Source organism: Klebsiella sp. WP3-W18-ESBL-02 (genome assembly GCF_014168815.1).
GTDB lineage: Bacteria > Pseudomonadota > Gammaproteobacteria > Enterobacterales > Enterobacteriaceae > Kluyvera > Kluyvera ascorbata_B.
This window is the reverse complement of record NZ_AP021972.1, coordinates 3875343-3898889: the sequence shown is the minus strand read 5'-3', so window position 1 is coordinate 3898889 and position 23547 is coordinate 3875343. Positions and strand designations below refer to the sequence as shown.

Annotated in this window: 21 protein-coding genes; 14 read left to right on the top strand and 7 right to left on the bottom strand. The window is 57.4% G+C overall.

The genetic code is table 11. The annotated features are described in order from the left end of the window. Positions 1 to 105 precede the first annotated feature (105 nt). Positions 106 to 1086, top strand: coding sequence for an IS5-like element IS5 family transposase (locus H7R56_RS18605; RefSeq protein ID WP_000019402.1), 981 nt, complete (start codon positions 106 to 108; stop codon positions 1084 to 1086). A 198-nt stretch (positions 1087 to 1284) separates the two neighbouring features. On the opposite strand, the gene fos is transcribed toward H7R56_RS18605, so the two are convergent. Next, entirely contained in the window at positions 1285 to 1683 is a 399-nt protein-coding gene (fos, locus tag H7R56_RS18600; protein WP_106928207.1) for a fosfomycin resistance glutathione transferase, read from the bottom strand. 277 nt (positions 1684 to 1960) lie between these two features. Here fos and H7R56_RS18595 point away from each other — a divergent pair, with 277 nt between their 5' ends. The 5 genes from H7R56_RS18595 to urtE all read left to right on the top strand — a co-directional run bounded on the left by H7R56_RS18595 (position 1961) and on the right by urtE (position 7709). After that, positions 1961 to 3181 (top strand): MFS transporter, encoded by a 1221-nt coding sequence (locus H7R56_RS18595; protein WP_106928185.1) that lies wholly within the window; start codon positions 1961 to 1963, stop codon positions 3179 to 3181. A 393-nt stretch (positions 3182 to 3574) separates the two neighbouring features. After that, the gene (urtB, locus tag H7R56_RS18590; protein ID WP_106928183.1) at positions 3575 to 5149 is read left to right on the top strand and encodes an urea ABC transporter permease subunit UrtB; all 1575 of its coding nucleotides are present in this window, start codon (positions 3575 to 3577) and stop codon (positions 5147 to 5149) included. Continuing rightward, positions 5149 to 6225: an urea ABC transporter permease subunit UrtC gene (urtC, locus tag H7R56_RS18585; RefSeq protein WP_106928181.1), complete on the top strand. Its 1077-nt coding sequence runs from the start codon at positions 5149 to 5151 to the stop codon at positions 6223 to 6225. Before urtB ends, urtC begins: the two co-directional genes overlap by 1 nt. Next, a complete protein-coding gene (gene urtD, locus H7R56_RS18580) occupies positions 6218 to 7009 on the top strand; it encodes an urea ABC transporter ATP-binding protein UrtD (protein WP_106928179.1) in 792 nt (263 codons plus the stop codon). Before urtC ends, urtD begins: the two co-directional genes overlap by 8 nt. 1 nt (position 7010) lies before the next feature. Beyond that, entirely contained in the window at positions 7011 to 7709 is a 699-nt protein-coding gene (gene urtE / locus H7R56_RS18575) for an urea ABC transporter ATP-binding subunit UrtE (RefSeq protein ID WP_106928177.1), read from the top strand. Between the two features lie 81 nt (positions 7710 to 7790). On the opposite strand, the gene H7R56_RS18570 is transcribed toward urtE, so the two are convergent. Beyond that, positions 7791 to 8624: a LysR family transcriptional regulator gene (locus H7R56_RS18570; protein ID WP_106928175.1), complete on the bottom strand. Its 834-nt coding sequence runs from the start codon at positions 8622 to 8624 to the stop codon at positions 7791 to 7793. Between the two features lie 97 nt (positions 8625 to 8721). Between H7R56_RS18570 and H7R56_RS18565 the strand changes: the two genes are divergently transcribed. Then, the gene (locus H7R56_RS18565; RefSeq protein ID WP_106928173.1) at positions 8722 to 9456 is read left to right on the top strand and encodes an SDR family oxidoreductase; all 735 of its coding nucleotides are present in this window, start codon (positions 8722 to 8724) and stop codon (positions 9454 to 9456) included. Positions 9457 to 9478: 22 nt separating this feature from the next. Here H7R56_RS18565 and H7R56_RS18560 read toward each other — a convergent pair whose 3' ends face one another. Beyond that, a complete protein-coding gene (locus tag H7R56_RS18560) occupies positions 9479 to 10387 on the bottom strand; it encodes a LysR substrate-binding domain-containing protein (protein ID WP_106928171.1) in 909 nt (302 codons plus the stop codon). Between the two features lie 135 nt (positions 10388 to 10522). Between H7R56_RS18560 and H7R56_RS18555 the strand changes: the two genes are divergently transcribed. Together H7R56_RS18555 and H7R56_RS18550 are read left to right on the top strand one after the other, a co-directional pair. Then, on the top strand, positions 10523 to 11716 hold the full coding sequence (locus H7R56_RS18555) for an MFS transporter (protein ID WP_106928169.1): 1194 nt from the start codon (positions 10523 to 10525) through the stop codon (positions 11714 to 11716). Between the two features lie 12 nt (positions 11717 to 11728). After that, positions 11729 to 12910: an amidohydrolase gene (locus H7R56_RS18550; RefSeq protein WP_106928167.1), complete on the top strand. Its 1182-nt coding sequence runs from the start codon at positions 11729 to 11731 to the stop codon at positions 12908 to 12910. 213 nt (positions 12911 to 13123) lie between these two features. On the opposite strand, the gene H7R56_RS18545 is transcribed toward H7R56_RS18550, so the two are convergent. Next, entirely contained in the window at positions 13124 to 15382 is a 2259-nt protein-coding gene (locus H7R56_RS18545; protein ID WP_106928165.1) for an FAD-dependent oxidoreductase, read from the bottom strand. A 62-nt stretch (positions 15383 to 15444) separates the two neighbouring features. Here H7R56_RS18545 and H7R56_RS18540 point away from each other — a divergent pair, with 62 nt between their 5' ends. After that, complete coding sequence (locus H7R56_RS18540; RefSeq protein ID WP_106928163.1) at positions 15445 to 16137, top strand: IclR family transcriptional regulator; 693 nt, start codon at positions 15445 to 15447, stop codon at positions 16135 to 16137. Here the strand turns inward: H7R56_RS18540 and H7R56_RS18535 are convergent. The 3 genes from H7R56_RS18535 to H7R56_RS18525 form a co-directional block, all read right to left on the bottom strand. Beyond that, positions 16109 to 17440: an MFS transporter gene (locus tag H7R56_RS18535; RefSeq protein ID WP_106928161.1), complete on the bottom strand. Its 1332-nt coding sequence runs from the start codon at positions 17438 to 17440 to the stop codon at positions 16109 to 16111. The genes H7R56_RS18540 and H7R56_RS18535 overlap by 29 nt on opposite strands. Before the next feature lie 312 nt (positions 17441 to 17752). Beyond that, positions 17753 to 18643, bottom strand: coding sequence for a dihydrodipicolinate synthase family protein (locus H7R56_RS18530; protein ID WP_106928159.1), 891 nt, complete (start codon positions 18641 to 18643; stop codon positions 17753 to 17755). A gap of 122 nt (positions 18644 to 18765) precedes the next feature. Continuing rightward, on the bottom strand, positions 18766 to 19653 hold the full coding sequence (locus H7R56_RS18525; protein ID WP_106928205.1) for a MurR/RpiR family transcriptional regulator: 888 nt from the start codon (positions 19651 to 19653) through the stop codon (positions 18766 to 18768). A gap of 321 nt (positions 19654 to 19974) precedes the next feature. Between H7R56_RS18525 and H7R56_RS18520 the strand changes: the two genes are divergently transcribed. The 4 genes from H7R56_RS18520 to nanQ are packed head-to-tail and all read left to right on the top strand — an operon-like array spanning position 19975 to position 23541. Further along, a complete protein-coding gene (locus tag H7R56_RS18520; protein WP_106928157.1) occupies positions 19975 to 21465 on the top strand; it encodes an MFS transporter in 1491 nt (496 codons plus the stop codon). 50 nt (positions 21466 to 21515) lie between these two features. Continuing rightward, on the top strand, positions 21516 to 22205 hold the full coding sequence (locus H7R56_RS18515) for an N-acetylmannosamine-6-phosphate 2-epimerase (protein WP_106928155.1): 690 nt from the start codon (positions 21516 to 21518) through the stop codon (positions 22203 to 22205). Next, positions 22202 to 23074, top strand: coding sequence for an N-acetylmannosamine kinase (gene nanK, locus H7R56_RS18510; protein ID WP_106928153.1), 873 nt, complete (start codon positions 22202 to 22204; stop codon positions 23072 to 23074). Before H7R56_RS18515 ends, nanK begins: the two co-directional genes overlap by 4 nt. Then, positions 23074 to 23541, top strand: a complete 468-nt coding sequence (nanQ, locus tag H7R56_RS18505; protein ID WP_106928151.1) for an N-acetylneuraminate anomerase — start codon at positions 23074 to 23076, stop codon at positions 23539 to 23541. The genes nanK and nanQ overlap by 1 nt, the downstream gene beginning before the upstream one ends. The last annotated feature ends 6 nt before the right edge of the window (positions 23542 to 23547 follow it).

The window sequence follows — 23547 nt, the reverse complement described above, 5'->3', positions numbered from 1 at the left end:
TAAAATGGGGAACCGTCAACCTCACGCATCCCACTAGGGAAGGTGCGAACAAGTCCCTGATATGAGATCATGTTTGTCATCTGGAGCCATGGAACAGGGTTCATCATGAGTCATCAACTCACCTTCGCCGACAGTGAATTCAGCAGTAAGCGCCGTCAGACCAGAAAAGAGATTTTCTTGTCCCGCATGGAGCAGATTCTGCCATGGCAAAACATGGTGGAAGTCATCGAGCCGTTTTACCCCAAGGCTGGTAATGGCCGGCGACCTTATCCGCTGGAAACCATGCTACGCATTCACTGCATGCAGCATTGGTACAACCTGAGCGATGGCGCGATGGAAGATGCTCTGTACGAAATCGCCTCCATGCGTCTGTTTGCCCGGTTATCCCTGGATAGCGCCTTGCCTGACCGCACCACCATCATGAATTTCCGCCACCTGCTGGAGCAGCATCAACTGGCCCGCCAATTGTTCAAGACCATCAATCGCTGGCTGGCCGAAGCAGGCGTCATGATGACTCAAGGCACCTTGGTCGATGCCACCATCATTGAGGCACCCAGCTCGACCAAGAACAAAGAGCAGCAACGCGATCCGGAGATGCATCAGACCAAGAAAGGCAATCAGTGGCACTTTGGCATGAAGGCCCACATTGGTGTCGATGCCAAGAGTGGCCTGACCCACAGCCTGGTCACCACCGCGGCCAACGAGCATGACCTCAATCAGCTGGGTAATCTGCTTCATGGAGAGGAGCAATTTGTCTCAGCCGATGCCGGCTACCAAGGGGCGCCACAGCGCGAGGAGCTGGCCGAGGTGGATGTGGACTGGCTGATCGCCGAGCGCCCCGGCAAGGTAAGAACCTTGAAACAGCATCCACGCAAGAACAAAACGGCCATCAACATCGAATACATGAAAGCCAGCATCCGGGCCAAGGTGGAGCACCCATTTCGCATCATCAAGCGACAGTTCGGCTTCGTGAAAGCCAGATACAAGGGGTTGCTGAAAAACGATAACCAACTGGCGATGTTATTCACGCTGGCCAACCTGTTTCGGGCGGACCAAATGATACGTCAGTGGGAGAGATCTCACTAAAAACTGGGAATAACGCCTTAAATGGCGAAGAAACGGTCTAAATAGGCTGATTCAAGGCATTTACGGGAGAAAAAATCGGCTCAAACATGAAGAAATGAAATGGCTGAGTCAGCCGAGAAGAATTTCCCCGCTTATTCGCACCTTCCCTAGCTGATTTTCTGGGTTGCTAAATTATTTCTGTCCAATTTCATCCAGCCATTAAAAAAACACCATATCCTTATATGGGTGCTTCAAACATGCACTAAGGCGACTATCTAAATTACCGTCATGGATTTCCAGTTTATGCCCATCCGGATCCAAAAAGTAGATAGATTTTCCTTCGCTCTTATTAGCTTTCCATTCCATAACACCATATGATTTCAGGTGGTTAGCAACTATATCAAAATTTTCGCTTCGAATACTGAATGCATAGTGGGTGTAATCCTGCCGGGGAGCAACCTCGTCAGCAGAAAGACACAGCCACAAATCACCCAGACAAAGGTAAGCGCCAGAGGCCCATTTGGCCTTAGGTGTAAAACCTAGCGCCTCTACATAAAAATTAAAACTTCTGGAAATATCGTTCACAGCGATTGTTATGTGATTCAGTCCGGTAATCATTAACATTCTCTTATGCATGGTGAAGGGAGTTATAAACTATCATAAAACCCCATCAACTCATCGTCTGGGTAGGTACTGAGCCTAAACTTCAGCTTCTGGCACGGATCGAACATCCTATCTCACGATAGCTATCTGTTTTTTCTGTGCTAAAGTGCTGTATCCGTTTCCAGTAGCGTACCGTTCCCCATGTAACGATTTTCTCTTTTAACAGTGTTTATTTTCCGCGTTGCCTGATGGCTGCGTGGGTTTCTGTTATTTAAGTTGAGAATCTTTCTGTATGAACACGTTACTGTTTGCGCTTTTTGGCGCACTGCGTAACCATCGCTGGTTACGCCTGCTTGGTTTTGCCTATATTCTGTCATCGCTGGGTAATGGGCTGACTCAGGTCATTATTTTCGGTCAACTTCTGCACTGGCAGGCTTCTCCTGCGACGCTTACCATGGTGTATATGCTGTCGATGCTACCCAGCTTTATTGGCAGCATCTGGGGCGAGACGCTGTGTAAGCAAACATCACCACTGCGGGTCCTGATTTTTACTGAGATATCGGGTCTGCTGGTGCTCATTTTTCCATTGTATGGTTTACTGCATCATAGTATTCAAGCACTGCTGGTCGTGCAGTGTGCAGAAGCACTGCTCAGCGGCATGAGCTACCCGGCGCTGACGCTGCTGTTCAAACGTGGATTGCGCACTGATGAACTTCCTGCGGCAACGGCCATGGAAACCCTCATTTTTGCCTCACAGGTTTTGTTGGGGACCGGGCTGGGTGTTGTTCTGTTTGACCTGATTAATTCCCTGTATCTGCTTGCCCTTGATGCCCTCAGTTTTACGGCGGCTGTGGCGCTGCTTATGATCTCCGGATCGGTTTTTCGCGACGCAGAACACCAGCCTGCGGAGGTTTCTTCTGACAGCCAGGCTCCGCTCTGGCACGTTATATCGCCCATGCAAAAAAGAAGCATTATGCTGTTACCTGCGCTTGCTGCGGTGGGATCCCCGGCGATGGCGCTTTTACCCGCATTGGCACAAGAAATGAGGCCTGAAGATTCCGCCGGGCTGGCATTACCGCTACTTTTTGCCCGCAGCCTTGGACAGCTCTGTGGGCCACTCATGCTGGATGCCGGTAAATTGCAGCGATATAGCGCCAATAACGGCCTGCTGCTGATATGTCTGGTGCTGTTTATCGGAGCCTATTTCTTATTACCCCTATTCCTGAGCGCCTCCTTTGCCGGGCTTGTTCTGATCTTCTGTGCCCATATGGCGTCGAATATTGTATTTGCTTTGGGGACGTTCGGTATTCTGAGGAATTTCTCGCAAAAGGATGTTGCGAAAGCGAGTGCAATATCATGGCGTGGACAGGTTCTGACAGCCGCTGTTGCTACCGGTTTAACCAGCACAATAGCTCAGTATTTTGGCGCTTTTACCGCGCTTTATAGCGTTTCGTTGCTGAGTCTGGGGGCGGTTTGTTTATTGCTCTGGTTGAGTCGAACGAGTAACGAATAATCACTGAATCCCATCTTTGCGAGCAGGTAAATTTACTGCCTGCTCGCCCACGGTGTTCTAAACAGCGTCCTTTTTGCCGAATAAGTTTAAATTGTCACAACGTACTCAGTATAGAAAACCTCAAAAATAGCTATCGAGGTGTTCTTATCCTCAAATACCACGCTTTTATTTATCAAAAAATATTCTGACTCACCGCTAGGGTTATTTAATTTACCTATGACAGGCTGCGCTATTATCGTGCGCGGATGTCCTGTGGCGGTGCGCGTTAATAATAACGAAAACCGATGGTTTTATTTTAATTCCTTTAAAAACATATCATTATGTATTTGGCACAAGCCTTGCTAAATGAATTCCATCTTGTATACCAACAGGAATTCAACGATGACATTCATAATGAAACGATCGCCAAAAGCGCTATTTCTGGCTTTCGCGTTTCTCCTGTTCAGCGCCCCGGCGCTGGCGGGCCCGGCCGCCGATTACGGGCAGGCGAGCCGCAGCGAGCAGGCGACCCTGCTCCAGCGCTGGGCCGCAGAACCTGATGCTGTGCGCCTGCCGCTGCTCGAAGCGTTGAGCCAGGCGTCGGTGGTCAGCGATGTCGATGGCCAGCTTTTCAGCGAGCAGGGGGGCAGGCTGGTACCGCTGGAAGGGCACGCTGCGCCGCAGGGCGAGACCAAAAAAGTGTTTATGAATAACCGCCTTCGCGGATTGGTGGCCAGCGCGCTGGCATCGCACCAGTTGGTCAGCAATGACCCGAACGTCCGCTTAGCGGCGGCCCTGACGTTACAAAACGGCGCGCAGCAGGATCAGTTGCCCATGTTAACTCAGCGCCTGGCGGCCGAGCGGGACGCGCGCGTACATACCGCGCTGGCGATTGCCGTAGCCAACCTGCAGCTCTCTGACAGCCGCGCGGAGCAGCGTCTGCGGGCGGTTAAGCTGCTGGGTGAAGCCAGCGATCCGCAGGTGCAGGCGAGCCTTAGCCGCCTGACACAGCCGCAAAATGAACCGGATGCGACGGTGCGCGCAGCGGCGGCGGAAAGTCTGAAGCAGGTGCAGCAGCGTCTGAGATGGGGCGACTGGCTGGGCCAGGCGTTCAGCGGCATCTCGCTGGGCTCGATCCTGCTGCTGGCGGCGCTGGGGTTGGCGATCACCTACGGTCTGCTGGGCGTTATCAATATGGCCCACGGTGAGATGCTGATGCTCGGTGCGTATTCCACATGGCTGGTGCAGGACGCTTTCCAGCGGCTGGCGCCGGAGTGGCTGGCGCTGTATCCGCTGGTGGCGCTGCCGGTGGCGTTCTTTATCACCGCCGCGATCGGCATGCTGCTTGAGCGCACGATTATTCGCCACCTGTACGGGCGACCGCTGGAAACCCTGCTGGCGACCTGGGGGATCAGCCTGATGCTGATTCAACTGGTGCGCGTCCTGTTTGGTACGCAGAACCTTGAAGTGGCTAACCCCGCCTGGCTGTCGGGCGGCTGGAGCGTGCTGCCTAACCTGGTGCTGCCGTATAACCGCATTGCCGTGATCCTGTTCGTTATTGGCGTGCTGGCGTTGACCTGGCTGCTGCTGAACAAAACGCGTCTTGGCATGAACGTGCGTGCGGTGACGCAAAACCGCCGTATGGCCGACTGCTGCGGCGTGCCGACCGGGCGCGTCGATATGCTGGCCTTCGGTTTAGGCTCCGGTATCGCCGGGCTGGGCGGCGTTGCGCTGTCGCAGCTGGGTAACGTGGGCCCGGAGCTGGGGCAGGGCTACATCATAGACTCCTTCCTGGTGGTGGTGACCGGCGGCGTAGGCCAGCTTGCCGGCACCGTGGCGGCAGCGCTGGGCCTTGGCGTCCTCAATAAGGTGCTGGAACCGCAGATAGGCGCGGTGCTGGGCAAAATTGCCATTCTGGTCTTGATCGTGCTGTTTATTCAAAAACGGCCGCAAGGATTGTTCGCATTCAAAGGGCGGGTAATTGACTGATGAGCCAACCACTTACGTTAACTATTGCGCGCCGCGCGCCGCGCCTGACCGGCTCACTGGCGGCGTTGGTGCTGGTAGCGTTGCTGGCGTTGCCTTTCTTCGCGCTGCTGCCGGCGGCGCATCCGCTGGCGATGTCGACCTATACGCTCACGCTTATCGGCAAAATTCTCTGCTATGCGGTAGTGGCCGTAGCGCTGGATCTGGTGTGGGGGTACGCCGGGCTGCTGTCGCTGGGACACGGCCTGTTCTTTGCGCTGGGCGGCTATGCCATGGGGATGTATCTGATGCGCCAGGCGTCCGGCGATGGGCTGCCGGCGTTTATGTCTTTTCTGTCGTGGAACGAGCTGCCGTGGTTCTGGGCGGGTACTCAGCACTTCGCCTGGGCGCTGTGTCTGATTATCCTCGTACCGGGCCTGCTGGCGCTGGTATTCGGTTATTTTGCCTTCCGTTCACGCATCAAAGATGTCTACTTCTCCATTATGACCCAGGCGCTCACCTACGCCGGGATGCTGCTGTTTTTCCGCAATGAAACCGGCTTTGGCGGGAACAATGGGTTTACCGGCTTTACCACGCTGCTGGGTTTCCCTGTCTCTGCTACCGGCACGCGTATCGCGCTGTTCATCGCCACCGTGCTGCTGCTGGCAGGCTCGCTGGCGATTGGCCTGCTGCTCACACGCAGTAAGTTTGGCCGCGTGCTGACCGCCGTGCGCGACGCGGAAAACCGTCTGATGTTCTGCGGCTACGATCCGAAAGGCTTCAAGCTGTTCGTCTGGACGCTGTCCGCGGTGCTATGCGGCCTGGCGGGGGCGCTGTACGTCCCACAAGTGGGGATTATCAACCCCAGCGAAATGTCGCCGACCAACTCGATTGAAGCCGCCATCTGGGTGGCGCTCGGCGGACGCGGTACGCTGATTGGCCCGATTCTCGGCGCGGGCATTGTTAACGGCGCCAAAAGCTACTTCACCGTTGCCTTCCCTGACTTCTGGCTCTTTTTCCTCGGACTCATGTTTATTCTCGTCACGCTGTTCCTGCCGCGCGGTGTGATTGGCCTGCTTAAACGGAGGAAGCATGACTGATTCCCTGTTCACCCAAGCGCTACCGCAGGATCGCTACCGTCATACCACCGACCCTGTGCTGGAGCTGAATAATATCAACGTCACTTTCGATGCTTTCCGTGCGCTGACCAACCTGTCGCTGAAAATTGGCGTCGGCGAGCTGCGTTGCGTGATTGGCCCCAACGGTGCGGGGAAAACCACGCTGATGGATGTGATCACCGGCAAAACGCGGCCGGACAGCGGTACGGTGACTTACGACCAGAATATCGACCTGATGGGCATGTCATCGGTGGAGATTGCGCGAGCGGGTATCGGGCGTAAGTTCCAGAAGCCGACGGTATTTGAGGCGCTGAGCGTGATGGAGAACCTTGAAATCGCGCTCAAAATGGATAAGTCGGTGTGGACCTGTCTGCGGGCGAGGCTCACCGGTAGCCAGCGGGACCGTATTGATGAAGTGCTGGAGCTGCTGCGGCTCACCGCCCATCGTCATCGCCCGTCAGGCCTGCTTTCGCACGGGCAAAAGCAGTTTCTGGAAATTGGCATGCTGCTGGTCCAGGAGCCGCACCTGCTGCTGCTGGATGAACCCGCAGCCGGGCTGACCGATGCGGAAACGGACTATATTGCCGAGCTGTTCCGTACGCTTGCCGGCAAGCATTCGCTGATGGTCGTGGAGCACGATATGGGCTTTGTGGAAACCATCGCCGACCACGTCACTGTCCTGCATCAGGGGCAGGTGCTGGCAGAAGGATCGCTGCGCGAGGTGCAGGCCAACGAGCAGGTTATCGACGTTTATCTGGGGCGCTAATATGTTACAGGTTAATGATTTAAATCAGTATTACGGTGGTAGCCATATTCTGCGCGGCCTCTCTTTTGACACCACGCCGGGTGAAATTACCTGCCTGTTAGGGCGCAACGGCGTGGGGAAAACCACGCTGCTGAAGTGCCTGATGGGGCTGATTCCGGCGAAGTCCGGCACTATCCACTGGCAGGGCAAGCTGATAAATGCCAGCAAGCCGCACCAGCGGGTGCAGCAGGGTATTGCCTACGTACCGCAGGGGCGGGAAATCTTTCCGCGCCTGACGGTCGAAGAGAACCTGCTGATGGGGCTGTCGCGCTTTTCTGGCCGTCAGGCCAAAAGCGTGCCGGACGACATCTACGATCTGTTTCCCGTTCTGCGTGAAATGAAAGGGCGGCGAGGCGGCGATCTCTCCGGTGGGCAGCAGCAACAGCTGGCGATTGGGCGAGCATTGGCCTGCAAACCTCAGTTGTTGATTCTGGATGAACCGACCGAAGGCATTCAGCCCTCGGTGATCAAAGAGATTGGCGCAGTGATCCGCAGCCTTGCCAACCGCGGCGATATGGCAATTTTGCTGGTGGAGCAGTTTTACGATTTTGCCGCGGAGCTGGCGGATCAGTATCTGGTGATGTCGCGCGGCACCATCATTGCGCGCGGGCGCGGGGATGAAATGGAAGCGCAGGGCGTCAGGCAGTTAGTGGCGATATAACCATCGCGCCGTTATCGCCGGATGGCGGCGTCACCGCCTTATCCGGCCTATGGGCTTGTAGGCCTGATAAGCGCAGCGCCATCAGGCGGTCGCCGCACGTTCGTGCAAACTGTCCATCAATCGGCTTACCGCCGGATTTTCCACCGCCTGCACCGCGTAGCAGATGCCAATGCGCCTCAGCAGCGGATACCCTGGCAGCGTGCGCCAGCTCAGGTTACAGCGTGAATCCACCAATGATTGGGGGGCAATCGCCAGCCCAAAACCCGCTTCAACCAGATCCAGCGCGAGCGTAAAGCTGCCGGCGTTGGCATTGGGCGCACCGGCGGAAGTGCCATAAAACGGCAGGAAGCGCTGGTGCGAATCGTGCGCCGGATATGTTATCCAGGGCTGTGAAATCAGCTGGTCGGTCGTCAATTCCTCAACCTTGCTGAAATCGTGATCTGAGGGAAAGGCCAACACATAGCGCTCATCAACAAGCGGCATAAACAGCTCATCTTCACAGCGCAGACTTTCGCAACCAAGACGAATATCCCCCGTACAGCCGGGGTCGAGCGTAACCTCGGTGTCCGGCATCTCGTGGCGAATGCGTTGTAATAACGAAGCCAGACACGGCGAGGCGATATCCTGCTCGATGCCAATCGTTAGCGGCGTTCTATCCTGTCTTTTGCGAAAACGTGCGGTGAGCGTGGCCATATCCTGAAGCATCCGACAGGCGTGCGGATAGAGCGCGCGCGCGTCCTCGGTGACGTCAACGCCGCGCGGTTTGCGTACGAAAAGCTGCGTGCCTAGCTCCTCCTCCAGCGCCTTCACGGTGGCAGAAAGCGCGGGCTGTGTCAGACTTAACTGTTCTGCCGCACGGGTAATATTGCGCTCTTCAAAGACGGCGATAAAAGCGCTGAGTTGTCGTTTATCCATAGAAAATCTTTATGGCTGTGAAAAAAACAAACCATTTTTCACCATTTAAGTTCGGATTTAAAGTGTTGCCATCAATTTTATTTATGAGGAAATCCCTATGAACGCTGCATCCAAACCGTTAGTTGTGATCACCGGCGCCAGCTCTGGCATTGGCCTGGCAACCGCCAAACTGCTGTCTGAGCGCGGTCACGCGCTGCTGCTGCTGGCGCGTCGCGTTGAACGCATGACCGCGCTGAACCTGCCGCATGCGCTGTGCCGCTCTGTCGATGTGACCGACCGCAACGCCGTGGCGGCGGCAATTGCCGAAGCCGAGCAGCAGTTCGGGCCGGTGGATGCCATGATCAACAACGCCGGCGTCATGCTGCTGGGCAACATTGACGACCAGAATCCGGACGAATGGGAGCAGATGCTTGACGTGAACGTGAAGGGCCTGTTGAACGGCGTACACGCGGTCACCAAAGGCATGATCGCGCGTAAAGCGGGGACCATCATCAATATCAGCTCCATCGCGGGCCGCAAAACCTTCCCGAACCATGTGGTCTATGTCGGCACAAAATTCGCGGTTCACGGGCTTTCTGAGAACCTGCGCGAAGAACTGTCGCCGCACAACGTGCGCGTGGTGGTGATTGCGCCGGGCGCGGTTGAAACCGAGCTGCTAAGCCACACCACCAGCGAGGATATCAAAACCGGTTACCAGGCATGGAAGCAGGATATGGGCGGCAAAGTGCTGAGTCCGGAAGACGTGGCGCATGCGATCGAATATGCCTATTCTCAGCCGCAGTACGTGTGCATTCGTGAGATTGTGCTGGCGGCAACCCGCCAGGGCGCGTAGGCCAGTACCCGGCGCGATGGCCCTACCAGCTATACGCCTGGCATGCCTCCCGCAGGCGGGTGAGAAACTGCTGCGCGTTGGCGGTCAGCGCCGACTTTTGTGACCAAACGGCGCAATACTGCGCGGCAGGTAGGGTAGAGACGGGTAGCGTGACGATTTTTCCCTCCAGTTGCAGCGGCTGGCTCATGGCGCGGGCGACGATGGTCAGATAGTCAGATTCCAGGACCATATTCAGCCCGGTAATCACCGAGTCGGTGCGCAGCGGGGCGATCGCCAGCTGGCGGTAAAAGGGGGTAAGTTCGTTCTGTAGCTGCTGGTAGTAGCCCATCGGCGACTCCGGTAGCAGCCATTTTGCCCGCCGTAGCGCCATCAAATCGCTCTCATTGGCCAGCGGATGCCCACGCCGCGCCACGATGCAAAATGGCGCGGTGAACAGCGGTTCGATCATGACCCCCTCAGGTGGCCGCATGGGGTCGACGGAGCCAATTGCCAGATCGATCTCGCCGTTGCGCACGCCGGGCAGCAGCGAGGAAAGCTGTCCCTCTTTTAGCGTCAGCGCCACCTGGGGTAGCGCCTGTTTAAAGGCGTCGGCGACGGCAGGAAAAACGGTCAGCGCAATCAAGGATGAAAAGCCGATCGTCAGTCTGCCGTGGGTAGCATGGTTAATTTGTTCTACCTCGTCGGCGGCGCGACGCAGTTCCTCCAGCACCCACTCCGCGCGCTGTGAAAAAGCGCAGCCCGCCTCGGTTAGCGTGATCCCTTCCTTACTTCGCAACAAAAGTTGTGTGCCCAGGGTTTGCTCCAGCTCACGCAACGTGCGGCTTAGTGCGGGCTGTGACTGCCCCAGCTCGCGGGCCGCCGCGCGAATGCTGCCGCTGCGCGCCACCTGCTTTAGCGCCTGTAAATGGCTGACCTTCGGGAGATATTTCACCGCTTACCCCTATCAGAAAAAAGCATCACCTATAGAAAAATTACATCTTCCCGCGTCTGCGGTAAAGCGCCAGGATGCGTAGGGGCCATCGCTCGCACACCACACACATCCATGAGACACAGGGCGGAAAAAATAATGAAAAGTCAGTCTCAAATGATCTTTTTGCTGTTTATTGGCTACGTATTTGTCTATATCGACAAGACCGTCACCGGCTTTGCGCTGCTGCCGATTGAAAAAGAGTTTGGTCTTAACGCCGAGCAGTTGGGCTACATCACCGGGATATTCTTCCTTGCCTATTCGCTATTTCAGGTACCAGCCGGCTGGCTGAACGACCGTATCGGCTATAAAACCATGCTGGTACTGTCGCTTTCGGCGCTGGGGATCTTTGCCCTCTGCTTTGGCGCGCTCGGGGCCAGTTTTGGCCTGCTGTTGCTGTTTCGTTTTCTGGCCGGGGTGGGGCATTCTGGCTATCCCTGTTCATGCGCGAAGGCGGTGGTCAGCAACTTCAGCGTGGAGAAGCGCACTTTTGCCCAGTCGATTTTACTGTCGTCGGCGGGGCTGGCGATGACCATTGGGCCGATTATCGCGGTGAACGCGCTGGCGCTGATGGGCTGGCACATGTCATTTACCGTGCTGGGCGTCATTGTGTGCGTAATTGCCGCGCTGATTGCCCTGCGCGTGCCGCGCCAGCAGGTGACGGTAGGCGTGCAAAAGTCGGCGATTTCCGGCGCGGCGCTGTGGCGTAACCCAACGGTGATTCTGCTGTTTCTGTCCATTTTCTGCGTCAACATCCCGAGCTACGGCCTGATGGCGTGGCTGCCAAAATTCTTCGTCCAGCATATGGGCATGTCGCTATCTGCGTCCGGCTATGTTGTCGCCGCCGGTGGTCTGGGGATTTGGATCTCGTCGTTGGGCACCGGATGGCTGGTGGGCAAATATTTCCTTAACCGTGAACCGCTGGTTATTGCCATCAGTGCCCTGCTGAGCGCGGTGGCTATTTTTGCCATCTTCCACGCCACTACGCCGCTCACCGCCAGCCTGCTGCTATTCGTCGGCGAAGTCTTTTTGATGGCGACTTTTGTTACCGCCTTTACGCTGCCGATGAAGCGCCTGCCGGAAAACATGATGGGCTCAGCGATTGGTCTGATTAACACCGGCGGCACGCTGGGTGGCTTCGTGTCGCCTATCGTGATCGGTTATCTGGTGCAAAGCACCAACGGCTACGCCAGTGCGTTTGTGTTTCTTTCGCTGGCGATGGTCTGCTCGGCCATTGCGGTACTGCCGCTCATGAAGCGCCGTGCCACCGCCAGCCTGCCTGTTACTGATTAGAAGGAGAACCCGATGAACCACGCGACTGAACAGCTGATTACCGCTGCCGCTGAAGAGGCGCTGCGCTGGCGTCGTTATATTCATGCCCACCCGGATTTATCGTTTCAGGAGAAGCCGACGGCGGACTATATCGCCCGCGAACTCTCGCCGTTTGCTGAGCTAGAGATAAGTCGCCCCGTGGAAAACAGCGTCATTGCGGTGCTCCACGGCGCGCATCCGGGGCCGATGTGGGCGCTGCGCGCCGATATTGATGCGCTGCCGCTTCAGGAAGAGAGCGGTGAAACCTTCTGCTCAACGGTTCCCGGCGTGATGCACGCCTGTGGCCACGATGCCCATACGGCGATGCTGATGGGGGCCGCGAAAGTCTTGTGTCAGCTACGCAATCGGCTGCACGGCAGCATTAAATTTATTTTTCAGCCCGCAGAAGAGGTGCCGCCGGGCGGCGCGCGTGAGCTGGTGGACATGGGCGTGGTCGATGATGTACAGCATATTTTCGGCCTGCACGTCTTTCCGACCAGCCCGGTGGGGGTGATTACCCTGAAAGAGGGGGCCTATGTGGCTTCCAGCGACAACTTTGATATCACCCTTCGCGGTAAGGGTGGCCACGGTTCCATGCCGCAGCACTGTGTCGATCCGGTGACTATCGGCGCAGAAATGGTCGGCGCGTTGCAGCAAATAGTGGCCCGCAATATTGACCCCGGCACCGCGCCGGTGCTGACGATTGCCACCTTCCAGTCTGGCGACAGCTACAACGTTATTCCAGACAGCGCCCGGCTTGCCGGAACGCTGCGCACGCATAATCAGCAGGTCCGGGAAACGGTGCCGCAATTGATGTCACGCATCATTAATGGCATTGCCGCTGCCCACGGTGCGGAGTGTGATATTCAGTGGCAAAAAGGGTATGCGGTAGGAAACAACCACGAGGTGACCAACGCCATTGCGCGCGAGGCGATAGGCCGCCACTTCCCGGCGGGGACGCTACAGCTTGCCGATAAGGCGCTGTTCGGCAGCGAGGATTTCTCTTCTTATCAGGAAAAAATTCCGGGGACGTTCCTGTTTATCGGCTGCGGCAATAAAGAAAAAGGGGCGACGTGGAACGTGCATAATCCGCATTTCCGTATTGATGAGGATGCGCTGGCGGTGGGGATTAAAACCCATATTGCGCTGGTGAGTCAGCTATTGAATGACGAGTAAGTTCCCCTGACTCACTCTCAAAGAGAGCGTGTTCAGATGACTGACAAACCGGCTCGCGCTGTGCCGGATGGCGTCGCAAGCGACTTATCCGGCCTACACAGGATGTATACAACCCACGTTGGCCCGATAAGCGTAGCGCCATCGGGCATTTTGGACTTCGTCATCAGTCTGAACCCTCTCCCAAAGGGAGAGGGTACGCAGTTTGAGAGGGCGTTATTGGATGTTTAGCGAATAGACGGCAGGCACGGCCCCCGCCGATTTCACCAGCTCAAGGGTGATTTTTGACACCGCGCGCGGCGCTTCCAACGTGTGCTGGCACAGCGAATGGTGGTTGTCCTTCACCTCGGCAATCAGCGTATCGTCAGCCCACAGGCGGTAGTGGGTGGCGCAGTGTGGCGTGACCGCTTCCGCGTGGCCCATCTGCACGGTTTCCATCGCGTTATCAAAGTCGTTATCCAGCATCAGCGTCAGCGATTGTAGGGGTTGTGGCGCATCCCACGTCCAGGTCAGACGCGGTGCAGCGTCGTCCAGTGCGGGAGCCCAGCCGTTAATCTGCTGTTCGGGGCGCAGGCGACCGTTGAGCAGGCTCTGTACGTCATAGCAGCGCAGCGGCGCGGCAAACTGAATTGCGGGCATAATCTGATGCGGACGGCGACGCGGTACCCAGAAATCAAACGTGTCGACGCCAAAATCGCCGTCCACCACCTGACGTGGATGTTTCGCCACGCGGGCGTTCTGGCTGTTGAACACCGTCATAATACCCGGCAGCGCCACATCGCTCAGCGCGATTTCGACGTGGCTATTGGGCGTGAAGGCGATAAAGACATAGCGATCGACATCGCTACGCCAGCCAAATTCCACGCTGTAGTCACCGGCTTCCTGCACCGTTAACGTCTGCTCGTCGAGCAGCGTATCGGCGCAGTAATTGGCGACTTTGTCGCTGGCAAGCAGGCTGATGCTGACCGACTGCGCGCTGGCGGCGCGCAGGGTAAAGCGCATGGCCGGTAAGGATTCACCCGCTTTCACCGGCAGCAGCAGCGCCATGCGCTCATCCAGCGCCATCCAGCGACCGCTGGCGGTCAGGGCCGTCAGCGCCAGTTCGCTGCTGGCGCTCACCCGCGCGCCGCGCGCCGGATCATGCAGCTGCTGGCGTGGAATGTAGCAGCCGGTTTGCTGCAGGTGCTGCTGTAATTTGCCGATGTTCGCGCTTTCTGCCAGCTGCGGCGCACTCAACTGATGCTGATGGCACAGGGCGGCCGCACGGCCCACCACTTCGCCGAGCAGGCCGCAGGTGCACATCACGCGGGCGCTGCCGAAGGCAACGTGAGAAGCGGAAATCAGTCGTCCGGTGAGGAACAGGTTGTCCAGCGAGCGGCTGTAGAGGCTGCGGTACGGAATGGTGTAGGTGCCTTTGCTGTGGAACTGACGGCAGCCGTCGTGCTGGCTGTAAACGCCGTCCGCCGGATGCAGGTCGATGGACCAGCCGCCGTAGCCCACCGCATCGTAGTGGTCACGCTGCTCAATAATGTCCTGCTGGCACAGCAGATGATCGCCAATAAAGCGGCGGCTTTCGCGCTTGCCGGGAATCGAGCCAACCCATTCGATGGTCAGGTTTTCAGCTTCCGGGAATTCGCCGGAGTTCTTAATGTAGTCCCAGACGCCCCAGACGATTTTCCACAGCTCCCATTTGATCTGCTCGCTGTCATGCACGGTGTCGAGACGGCCGCCCCATTCCAGCCACCACAGATCGCAGCCGTTCAGCGTGGAGGTGAGTCGCTTGTAGCGTGGGATGGTTTCAATGTCCTGCAACGCGAAAGAGGGCGGTACAAATTTTACCGGCTCGCTGCTTTTGCGGGTGTAGAAATAGATTGAGTGGCCGAGCTTGTGGCCGAAGTTATCACCGGGAGCCATTTTTTCGCCCAGCTCTTCGGCGTCTTCTGCGCCAACGCGGTACTCAGCGCCCGCCAGATGCCCGAGCACGCCGTCGCCGGTGGCATCGCAGAACTGCGCGGCCTGAATATGGTAGAAGGTTTCGTTAACCGCGTTAAAGCCGGTGGCTTCGGTGATGCGCAGGCCTTCGCGTTCCACCGCGTAAATGGCAGTGTTGAGCAACAGGGTGAGGTTCTTTTCGCGCTGCGCCAGATCCAGCAGCAGCAGGTCGAACATCATCGGGTTGCCTTCTTTATTGCGCCACAGGTTCTCTTCGAGGATCTCACCCATGATGCCGCCTTCGCGCGACCAGCGATTGTTGTTACCCATGTGCGAGGTGGCACCGTTGGCCCATAAGCGTACTTCGCTGGAGGCGTTGCCGCCTAAGACGGGACGGTCCTGCACCAGCACGACCTGTAAACCGTCGCGGGCGGCGGCCAGCGCGGCGCACAGTCCCGCCAGCCCGCCGCCGGCGACCAGCAGATCGGTACGCAGGGTCTGATGCGGAAAATCACGTTGATGGGTTTGCTGGAAAATTTGCATAAATTGTAATTCCTGCCTTTCTGGCGATAAAATAATAGTCTTTAAAAAAACGGGATCCCGCTATGTCGTCTCAACCTAATCAAAGCCTTATCGACGGCATTCGCTGCCTGCAATATCTGGTTTCCAGCGATCGGGCTATCGGTTGTCGCGAACTGGCGCGGCTGATGGGGATCAACCCCACCCGCGTGAACCGTCTGCTGATGACCATGGCGGCCATTGGCCTGACCACCCAGGACGCGCAGCGCCGCTACCTGCCGGGCCCCGGCATTCACGCGCTGGCCGCCCAGGCGATCCGGGGTTCAACGTTGTTCTCAAAGGCCCTCCCGCTGCTGGAAACCTACGCCCCGAAAGATATCGTGGTGGCGATGGGCGTCCTGTGGGAGGACCAGGTTATCTATATTTTCCACTCACGCCCGGGGAGCCATATCAGTCAGGCGCTGGCGGGTTTTCACATGATGCCGGCCTGTCAGTCGGTCATCGGGATTGCGCTGCTCGCCGCCGAAGAGGACGAGGTACTGGCTCAGCGCTTCAGCGCCGAAGAGATGACGCGCATCGCGCCGTTTCTTCAACAGCAGCGTCAGCTGGGCCATGTGGTCTGGCCGCACGAGGACGGCGAACTCTCCCTCGCGCAGCCGATTCAGTTCGGCTCACATAAGGCGGCGCTGGCCTTTGCCGGCATGTATCACGCCACCCCGGAGCAGACCGCCGCGCGGCTGGCCGAGCTCATTACGCTTTGCGACCGGTTGACGGCATAGTTTTGTCGCCGTCGAGGTCAATCTTGCCGACCACGAACAGATAAGAGCCGATCCCCAGACAGGCCAGTACGGCGATGAAGCCGAGCGCTGGCGCGAAGTTGTGGCCGTCGATCAGCGCGCCGATGGCGATTGGCACGACGATGGAAGAGAGCGCGCCGGTAAAGTTGAACACCCCGCCCGCCAGACCAATCAGATGACGCGGTGCCAGTGCGGTCACAAATACCCAGGTAATCGTTGCCAGGCCGTTGCCGAAGAAGGCGATGGACATAAACAGGATGATAAGCGTCGGGTCATCGGTGTAGTTGGCGCCAAGGATAAACAGCGTCAGCGCCATGCCGAGGATCACCGGCGCTTTACGCGCAAAGCTGGTGGAGACGCCGCGACGAATCAGGCGGTCCGATACAAACCCGGCCAGCAATACGCCGACGAAAGCGGCAAGGTAAGGGACAGAGGCGACGTAGCCGGACTTAATAAAATCCATATGGCGGTACTGCACCAGATAGGTCGGGAACCAGGTCAGGAAGAACCAGAAGGTGGCTGAAATCGTGAACTGACCGAAGTAGATGCCAATCAGCTTGCGGCTTTTGAACATCAGCCCCAGATCCTGCCAGCTGAACGGGCGTTTAGCGGCATTCTCGCGGCTCTCCATCACCGCGCCGCCTTTACGCAGATGATCCAGCTCGGCTTTCGATACGGTTTTGTGATCCAGCGGATCGCGATATACGCAGTACCACAGCACGCCCCAAATCATCCCCACCACGCCGGTAATCAAGAACAGCCCGCGCCAGCCGAACAGATCCTGAACGTGGAAAAGTACCGGCGTCATCAGCGCCATGCCGACAAACTGCGCGGACGAGTAGATACCGATTGCCGTTGCGCGCTCCTGCTCCGGGAACCAGCTTGAGATCACGCGGTTGTTTGACGGCATCACCGGTGCTTCAAAGGCCCCCACGCCTAAACGCAGGCCAACCAGCGAGCCAAAGCTGTTGGCGATGGCATGCAGCGCGGTAATCAACGACCAGATAAACAGCCCCACGCCGTACACCAGACGCGAACCGAGTCGGTCAATCAGAAAGCCGCCGGGGATCTGTAAAGCGGCATAGATCCAGCCAAATGCAGAGAAAATCAGCCCCATTTGCAGCGGGGTAAACTGCAGCTCGCCGGACATTTGGGTTGCCGCAACGGACAGGTTTGTTCTATCCATGTAATTGATAATTATATTAATAAACACCAGGCCTAGTACAAAGAAGCGTACTCGTCCGGTCGAGCGGGCGGCAGATCCTGTTATCGGTTGTTCTGACATAGAGGTGTTCTCATGGTTTGAGGGTGTTAAAGGTACGAGACGTCATATCATTGCTGTTAGTGTTTCTTTTATAGAAACACTCGGCGTGATGCAAAGTGGGATGTGGAGAAGTGTGATCTGCCTTGGATTTGTACAGGAATAAAACCGGTTTCAGGATTTGGGGGAGGGGAGAGATGTGGGGTGGAGTGTATCCCCCTCACCCCGCAGGGGAGAGGGGACTGAATGTGCGGGTGGAGACTGCGGTACTCAAATGTCCCCTCTCCCTTTCAGGAAGAGGGCCGGAGCGAGGGTGTGCGTGCCGCCCTCTCACATTCAGATAAACTCAGCCGCGCGGAATTTCGCCAGTGCGTCCTGTTTCTGCTCCGCCGTCATAGGGCGCAGCGGACGACGCGGGTCGCCAACATCAATGCCGTGCAGCTGCATAGCCAGCTTGCCGGCCGCCACGCCGCCGTACTGCACCAGGACACGAATAATGGCGATCACTTTGTCCATACAGGCCGCGACGTCCTGGTGGTTGCCCTGATTAAAGCTGTCGATCAGGCGGTGATACAGCGGCGCGGCGTAGTTGTAGGTGCTGCCAACCGCGCCGATCGCGCCGCAGGCCAGCCCGGCCGGTAAAAACTCATCCACGCCGAAGGGAATATCAAACTGGCCGTTGTTGACGCGCAGGCAGCGCTGAAATTCATACATGTCGCTGGAGTTAAACTTCATACCGGACAGGTTCGGGATTTTATCTGCCGCCGCGATCAGGAACTGCTCCATATCCAGGTTCAGACCCGACATCCCCGAGTGATAGTAGTAGAAGCCTTTTGACGGCGCAGCGGCGGCGTTGAGCCGGCAGTACTCGACTAAATCGTCGACGCTGGACGGTTTGAAGAAACATGGGCCAATGACTGAAGTCGCGAAAATATCTAACGTCTCGGCGTGGCGGCTCAGCTCAAGGGAGTCGGCGATGCTCAGCGCCCCGGTATGCAACGTAATGCTTAGCTTACCGTGGCTGGCTGCCACCCAACGTTCGGCAATTTTTTTACGCTCCGCAACGGAACAATGAATGCCCTCACCGGTGGTGCCAAGCACGTACACGCCCTTTACGCCCTGGCCAATAAGATGCTCGGCAATCTGGTCGATGACCGGATAGTTCACTTCACCGTGGGCGTCGAAAGGGGTATGCGGTGCAGCGATAAGACCTGTTAGCTTTTCCATGTAAACCTCAATTGGTGTTTTTCTTCTTAAATAAAAGTTAAATGAAGCATAACTCCAATTTGCGATGAAATGATACCCACGACGAAAAGCGAGAGTATCAGAGTGTGATCGATAGCACTAAATCAAGCCTGACGGGGAACCGTTAACGCATCCATGGTGCGCAGTTTGTTGGCTTTAGCCTGTTCCGGATCTTTCTGCACCAACAGGGTGTAGATCAGATCCAGCACAAACAGCTGTGCGGTCTTTGTCCCTATCGAGTCGCCCTGCAATCGCCCCTGTCGATTACCATTAATCAGAGTAAAATCAGCCACTTTACTTAACGGTGAGCCGAGATTGTGGGTGAGAGCAACGGTGGTGGCGCCCGCTTCTTTCGCCAGATGCAGCGCGTGGGTGGTTTCCGGTGAATGGCCGGAATGGCTGATGCCGACCGCCACATCGCCTGGCTTAAGCAGGGAGGCCTGCATATACATAAAGTGATTATTGGTCAGGGCGTCTACCCGCAGACCAATGCGCATCAGCTTGTGCTTCATTTCTTCAGCGGTGATGCCCGAGGCACCCACGCCGAAGATATAGGCGCTGTTACAGGCGTACAGTGCGTCGACGACCTGTTCAACCTGGTGCATGTCCAGCAGGTTGAGCGTCTCAGAGAGCACGTTGGCGATGACGCCCTGTAGCTTCAGGCCAATCGTATGGGCATCGTCATTTTCCACCACTTCAGCGTCCAGCAGCGTGCTGCTGTCGTCGCTATCGACCATCGCCAGCTCAATGGCGAGCTCCATTTTGAAATTCTGAAAACCCTTGTAGCCCAGCTGGCGACAAAAGCGAATGACCGAGGCTTCTCCGGCGTTAATTTCCTGCGAAAGATCGGCGATAGAAAGCTGCGTCACTCGGTGTGGGGAGGTCATGATGTAGTGGGCAATGCGCTGCCCGACGCGGGTCAGACTGCTCTGCATGGCTCCCAGAGTATCAAGTATTTTTCCGGCCTTAACCGGTGAATTCGGACTCTCCATTGCTTCCTGCTCTTCGCGCTGACGGTGGATGTTCATGATGGGGCAGCGTCTGCGGTCAGGCAAGAAAATCGGCGTAAAAACCGCGTAATTGCCGCCATTTTGCGCGTGCGGCTGGCCGTGTGGGCTAATGCTGTGACTCAGATCCCTTTTTTAAACTTCCTGACGCTTACCTCTATGACGTTGTTCACAGATTTCATGCAGGCTTCTTGTGGTGCTTTGCTTCTTGTAAATAAATTAAATGGAGTTTTACTTCATTTGGGGGCGAGACGCCCTCTCCTTAGGCACATAGGTAGTGGAATTTGCTCATCACAGGAGAGCAACATGAGTGGAATTACAAAGGCCATTCCATGGTACAAACACCTTAATAAATCCCAGTGGCGGGCTTTTTCAGCCGCATGGCTTGGCTATTTGCTTGATGGTTTTGACTTTGTCTTAATTGCCCTGGTGTTAACCGAGGTTCAAAGTGAGTTTCAGCTCACTACCGTCCAGGCGGCGAGTATTATTTCCGCCGCCTTTATTTCTCGCTGGTTCGGCGGCCTGCTGTTAGGGGCGATGGGCGATCGCTATGGCCGACGCCTGGCGATGGTGACCAGCATCATTCTCTTCTCGGTGGGGACGCTGGCCTGCGGGTTGGCGCCGGGCTACACCTCCATGTTTATCGCCCGTATGGTGATCGGCATGGGGATGGCGGGCGAGTACGGCTCCAGTGCGACCTACGTGATTGAAAGCTGGCCAAAACAGCTGCGCAATAAGGCCAGCGGTTTCCTGATCTCCGGCTTCTCAGTAGGGGCGGTTGTCGCCGCGCAGGTCTACAGCCTGATTGTCCCCGTGTGGGGCTGGCGTGCGCTGTTTTTCATCGGCATTCTGCCCATCATTTTCGCCCTGTGGTTGCGTAAAAATATTCCTGAAACGCAGGACTGGAAAGAACGCAAGGCCAATAAGGCTCCGGTGCGTACTATGGTCGATATTCTGTATCGCGGCAGGCTGCGGGCGCTGAATGTGCTGATGACCTGCCTGGCCGCTGCGGCACTGTGGTTCTGCTTTGCCGGAAACCTGCATAACCCGGCCATTATCCTGCTGCTGGCGCTGCTGTGTGCGGCGATCTTTATCAGCTTTATGGTGCAAAGCAGCGGCAAGCGTTGGCCAACGGGCGTCATGCTGATGGTGGTCGTGCTGTTCGCCTTCCTCTATTCGTGGCCTATTCAGGCGCTGCTGCCAACCTATCTGAAAAGCGAACTTGGCTACAACCCGGCGACCGTTGCGCAGGTGCTGTTCTTCAGCGGCTTCGGCGCGGCGGTGGGCTGCATCGTCGGCGGTTTCCTCGGCGACTGGCTGGGGACACGTAAAGCCTATGTGTGCAGCCTGCTGGCGTCTCAGTTACTGATTATTCCCGTATTTGCTATCGGCGGCTCCAGCATCTGGGGGCTGGGGATCCTGCTGTTCTTCCAGCAGATGCTGGGGCAGGGGATTGCCGGGATTCTGCCGAAGCTTATCGGCGGGTATTTCGATACAGACCAGCGAGCGGCAGGTCTGGGCTTTACCTACAACGTGGGGGCGCTGGGCGGCGCGGCGGCACCGGTCATCGGTGCACTGGTTGCGCAGCATCTGAGCCTGGGCAGTGCGCTGGGTTCGCTCTCCTTCGGCCTGACGTTTGTCGTGATTCTGCTCATCGGCCTGGATATGCCCTCCCGCGTACAGCGCTGGATCCGTCCGGAAGCGCTGCGCACCCATGATGCTATCGATGGCAAGCCGTTCAGCGGCGCGTTGACGCGGCATGCAGAGAAATCGGTTCCGGCGTGCGGTAAGCATTAATTAAAGGCGCCCGGACGCGCCGGGCGCACAATGAAGTTAAGGATGTACTTATGTCGTTGTTAGAAAATCTGGATGCAAACATTCAACAGCACGGTGGACTGATCGTCTCCTGCCAGCCGGTGCCCGGTAGCCCGTTAGATAAACCGGAAATCGTTGCCGCCATGGCGCTGGCGGCGGTGCAGGCGGGAGCCGTGGCGGTGCGCATTGAAGGGATCAATAACCTACAGGCCACGCGGCCGCTCATCGACGTCCCCATTATTGGCATTATCAAGCGCGATCTTGCCGATTCCGCGGTGCGTATCACGCCCTACCTTGAGGATGTCGATGCGCTAGCGCAGGCCGGTGCCGACATTATCGCTTTCGACGGCACCGAGCGCCCGCGCCCGGTGGCGGTAGCGGAGCTGATTGCCCGCATTCATCACCATCAGCGTCTGGCCATGGCGGACTGTTCGTCGATCCAGGACGCCGCGGCCTGCCATGAACTGGGCGCGGATATTCTGGGAACGACGCTATCGGGCTATACCACCGACGAGGTGCCGCAGGCGCCGGATCTGGCGCTGGTGGCGGCACTGAGCCACAAAGGCTTCCGGGTGATAGCCGAAGGGCGATACAACTCGCCAGCGCAGGCCGCTCAGGCGATGCAGCACGGTGCCTGGGCTGTCACCGTAGGGTCGGCCATTACCCGCCTTGAGCATATCTGCCAGTGGTATCGCGAGGCGATAACCGGAGAGCGCGTATGACGACGCTGGCGATTGATATCGGCGGCACCAAACTTGCTGCAGGGCTGATTAATGCTCAACGGCAGGTGCTTGCACGCCGAGAACTGCCGACGCCCGCTAGCCAGACGCCTACCGCGCTGCGCGAGGCGCTGCATGCGCTGATTATGCCGCTTATCGGTCGTGCGCAGCGCGTGGCGGTGGCTTCTACGGGCATTATTCGCAGCGGACTGTTAACGGCGCTTAACCCGGATAATCTGGGGGGGCTGGCGCAGTTTCCGCTGGTGGATACCCTCACCGCGCTAACCGGGCTACCGTGTCTGGCGGTGAACGATGCGCAGGCGGCGGCGTGGGCCGAGTATCGCGCGCTGCCGGTTACCGTTCGCGATATGGCGTTTATCACGGTGTCAACCGGCGTCGGCGGCGGCATTATCGGCAACGGTAAGCTGATAACCGGCCATCAGGGGCTCGCCGGGCATATTGGGCATACGCTGGCGGACCCGCACGGGCCGCTGTGTGGTTGTGGCCGACGCGGTTGCGTTGAGGCGATAGCTTCCGGTCGTGGCATTGCCGCTCAGGCCGAGGATGACCTGCTTGGCCTGGATGCGCGGGCGATTTATGCGCAGCATCTGAACGGGCACCCGCAGGCAACACGCCTGATTACGGGCTCGGCACGAACCCTGGCCCGTCTGATTGCTGACCTGAAAGCCAGCTATGACTGCCAATGTGTGGTGCTGGGTGGCAGCGTCGGCCTGGCGGAGGGTTACTTATCCCTGGTGACCGGCTTTCTGGCGCAGGAACCGTCCCCCTTTCACACGGCCGTGGTGGCCGCACATCACCGGCATGACGCGGGCCTGCTTGGCGCCGCGCTGTTGGCAGAAGAGGAAGCATAATGATTATTGGTGATAGCCGTTACCCGGATTGCGCCGGGCTACCCTCCGCTCTACACACGGCTCTGACGCTGGCTTTACAGGCGCAGCCACAGCAGCGTGAGCCGGGCCGTTACCCTTTGCAGGGAGACGATATTTATATGAACGTTATGCAGTTTATGACCCAGCCAGCGGCGGAGAAACGGGCCGAGCTGCACGCGGAATTTATCGATATACAAATCCTGCTGGTGGGGGAGGAGCGCATTGATTTTGGCGTGGCCGACAGCGCAAGGGAATGTGATGTGTGGCATACGGACGAGGATTATCAGCTGTGCGACGCCATTGATAACCCGCAGTCGGTAACGTTACGTGCCGGTATGTTCGCCGTGTTTCTCCCCGGCGAGCCGCATAAGCCGGGGATACTCACTGACCACCGCCGCGAGCTGAAAAAAGCGGTCGTGAAGGTCAAAAAAAGTTTGCTGATGCCGTAACTGCGG

Excerpts from the sequence above, each read along its gene's own strand:
- H7R56_RS18605 (WP_000019402.1), top strand. The coding sequence starts at position 106 with ATGAGTCATCAACTCACCTTCGCCGACAGTGAATTCAGCAGTAAGCGC.
- fos (WP_106928207.1), bottom strand. The coding sequence starts at position 1,683 with ATGATTACCGGACTGAATCACATAACAATCGCTGTGAACGATATTTCC.
- H7R56_RS18595 (WP_106928185.1), top strand. The coding sequence starts at position 1,961 with ATGAACACGTTACTGTTTGCGCTTTTTGGCGCACTGCGTAACCATCGC.
- urtB (WP_106928183.1), top strand. The coding sequence starts at position 3,575 with ATGAAACGATCGCCAAAAGCGCTATTTCTGGCTTTCGCGTTTCTCCTG.
- urtC (WP_106928181.1), top strand. The coding sequence starts at position 5,149 with ATGAGCCAACCACTTACGTTAACTATTGCGCGCCGCGCGCCGCGCCTG.
- urtD (WP_106928179.1), top strand. The coding sequence starts at position 6,218 with ATGACTGATTCCCTGTTCACCCAAGCGCTACCGCAGGATCGCTACCGT.
- urtE (WP_106928177.1), top strand. The coding sequence starts at position 7,011 with ATGTTACAGGTTAATGATTTAAATCAGTATTACGGTGGTAGCCATATT.
- H7R56_RS18570 (WP_106928175.1), bottom strand. The coding sequence starts at position 8,624 with ATGGATAAACGACAACTCAGCGCTTTTATCGCCGTCTTTGAAGAGCGC.
- H7R56_RS18565 (WP_106928173.1), top strand. The coding sequence starts at position 8,722 with ATGAACGCTGCATCCAAACCGTTAGTTGTGATCACCGGCGCCAGCTCT.
- H7R56_RS18555 (WP_106928169.1), top strand. The coding sequence starts at position 10,523 with ATGAAAAGTCAGTCTCAAATGATCTTTTTGCTGTTTATTGGCTACGTA.
- H7R56_RS18550 (WP_106928167.1), top strand. The coding sequence starts at position 11,729 with ATGAACCACGCGACTGAACAGCTGATTACCGCTGCCGCTGAAGAGGCG.
- H7R56_RS18545 (WP_106928165.1), bottom strand. The coding sequence starts at position 15,382 with ATGCAAATTTTCCAGCAAACCCATCAACGTGATTTTCCGCATCAGACC.
- H7R56_RS18540 (WP_106928163.1), top strand. The coding sequence starts at position 15,445 with ATGTCGTCTCAACCTAATCAAAGCCTTATCGACGGCATTCGCTGCCTG.
- H7R56_RS18535 (WP_106928161.1), bottom strand. The coding sequence starts at position 17,440 with ATGTCAGAACAACCGATAACAGGATCTGCCGCCCGCTCGACCGGACGA.
- H7R56_RS18530 (WP_106928159.1), bottom strand. The coding sequence starts at position 18,643 with ATGGAAAAGCTAACAGGTCTTATCGCTGCACCGCATACCCCTTTCGAC.
- H7R56_RS18525 (WP_106928205.1), bottom strand. The coding sequence starts at position 19,653 with ATGGAGAGTCCGAATTCACCGGTTAAGGCCGGAAAAATACTTGATACT.
- H7R56_RS18520 (WP_106928157.1), top strand. The coding sequence starts at position 19,975 with ATGAGTGGAATTACAAAGGCCATTCCATGGTACAAACACCTTAATAAA.
- H7R56_RS18515 (WP_106928155.1), top strand. The coding sequence starts at position 21,516 with ATGTCGTTGTTAGAAAATCTGGATGCAAACATTCAACAGCACGGTGGA.
- nanK (WP_106928153.1), top strand. The coding sequence starts at position 22,202 with ATGACGACGCTGGCGATTGATATCGGCGGCACCAAACTTGCTGCAGGG.
- nanQ (WP_106928151.1), top strand. The coding sequence starts at position 23,074 with ATGATTATTGGTGATAGCCGTTACCCGGATTGCGCCGGGCTACCCTCC.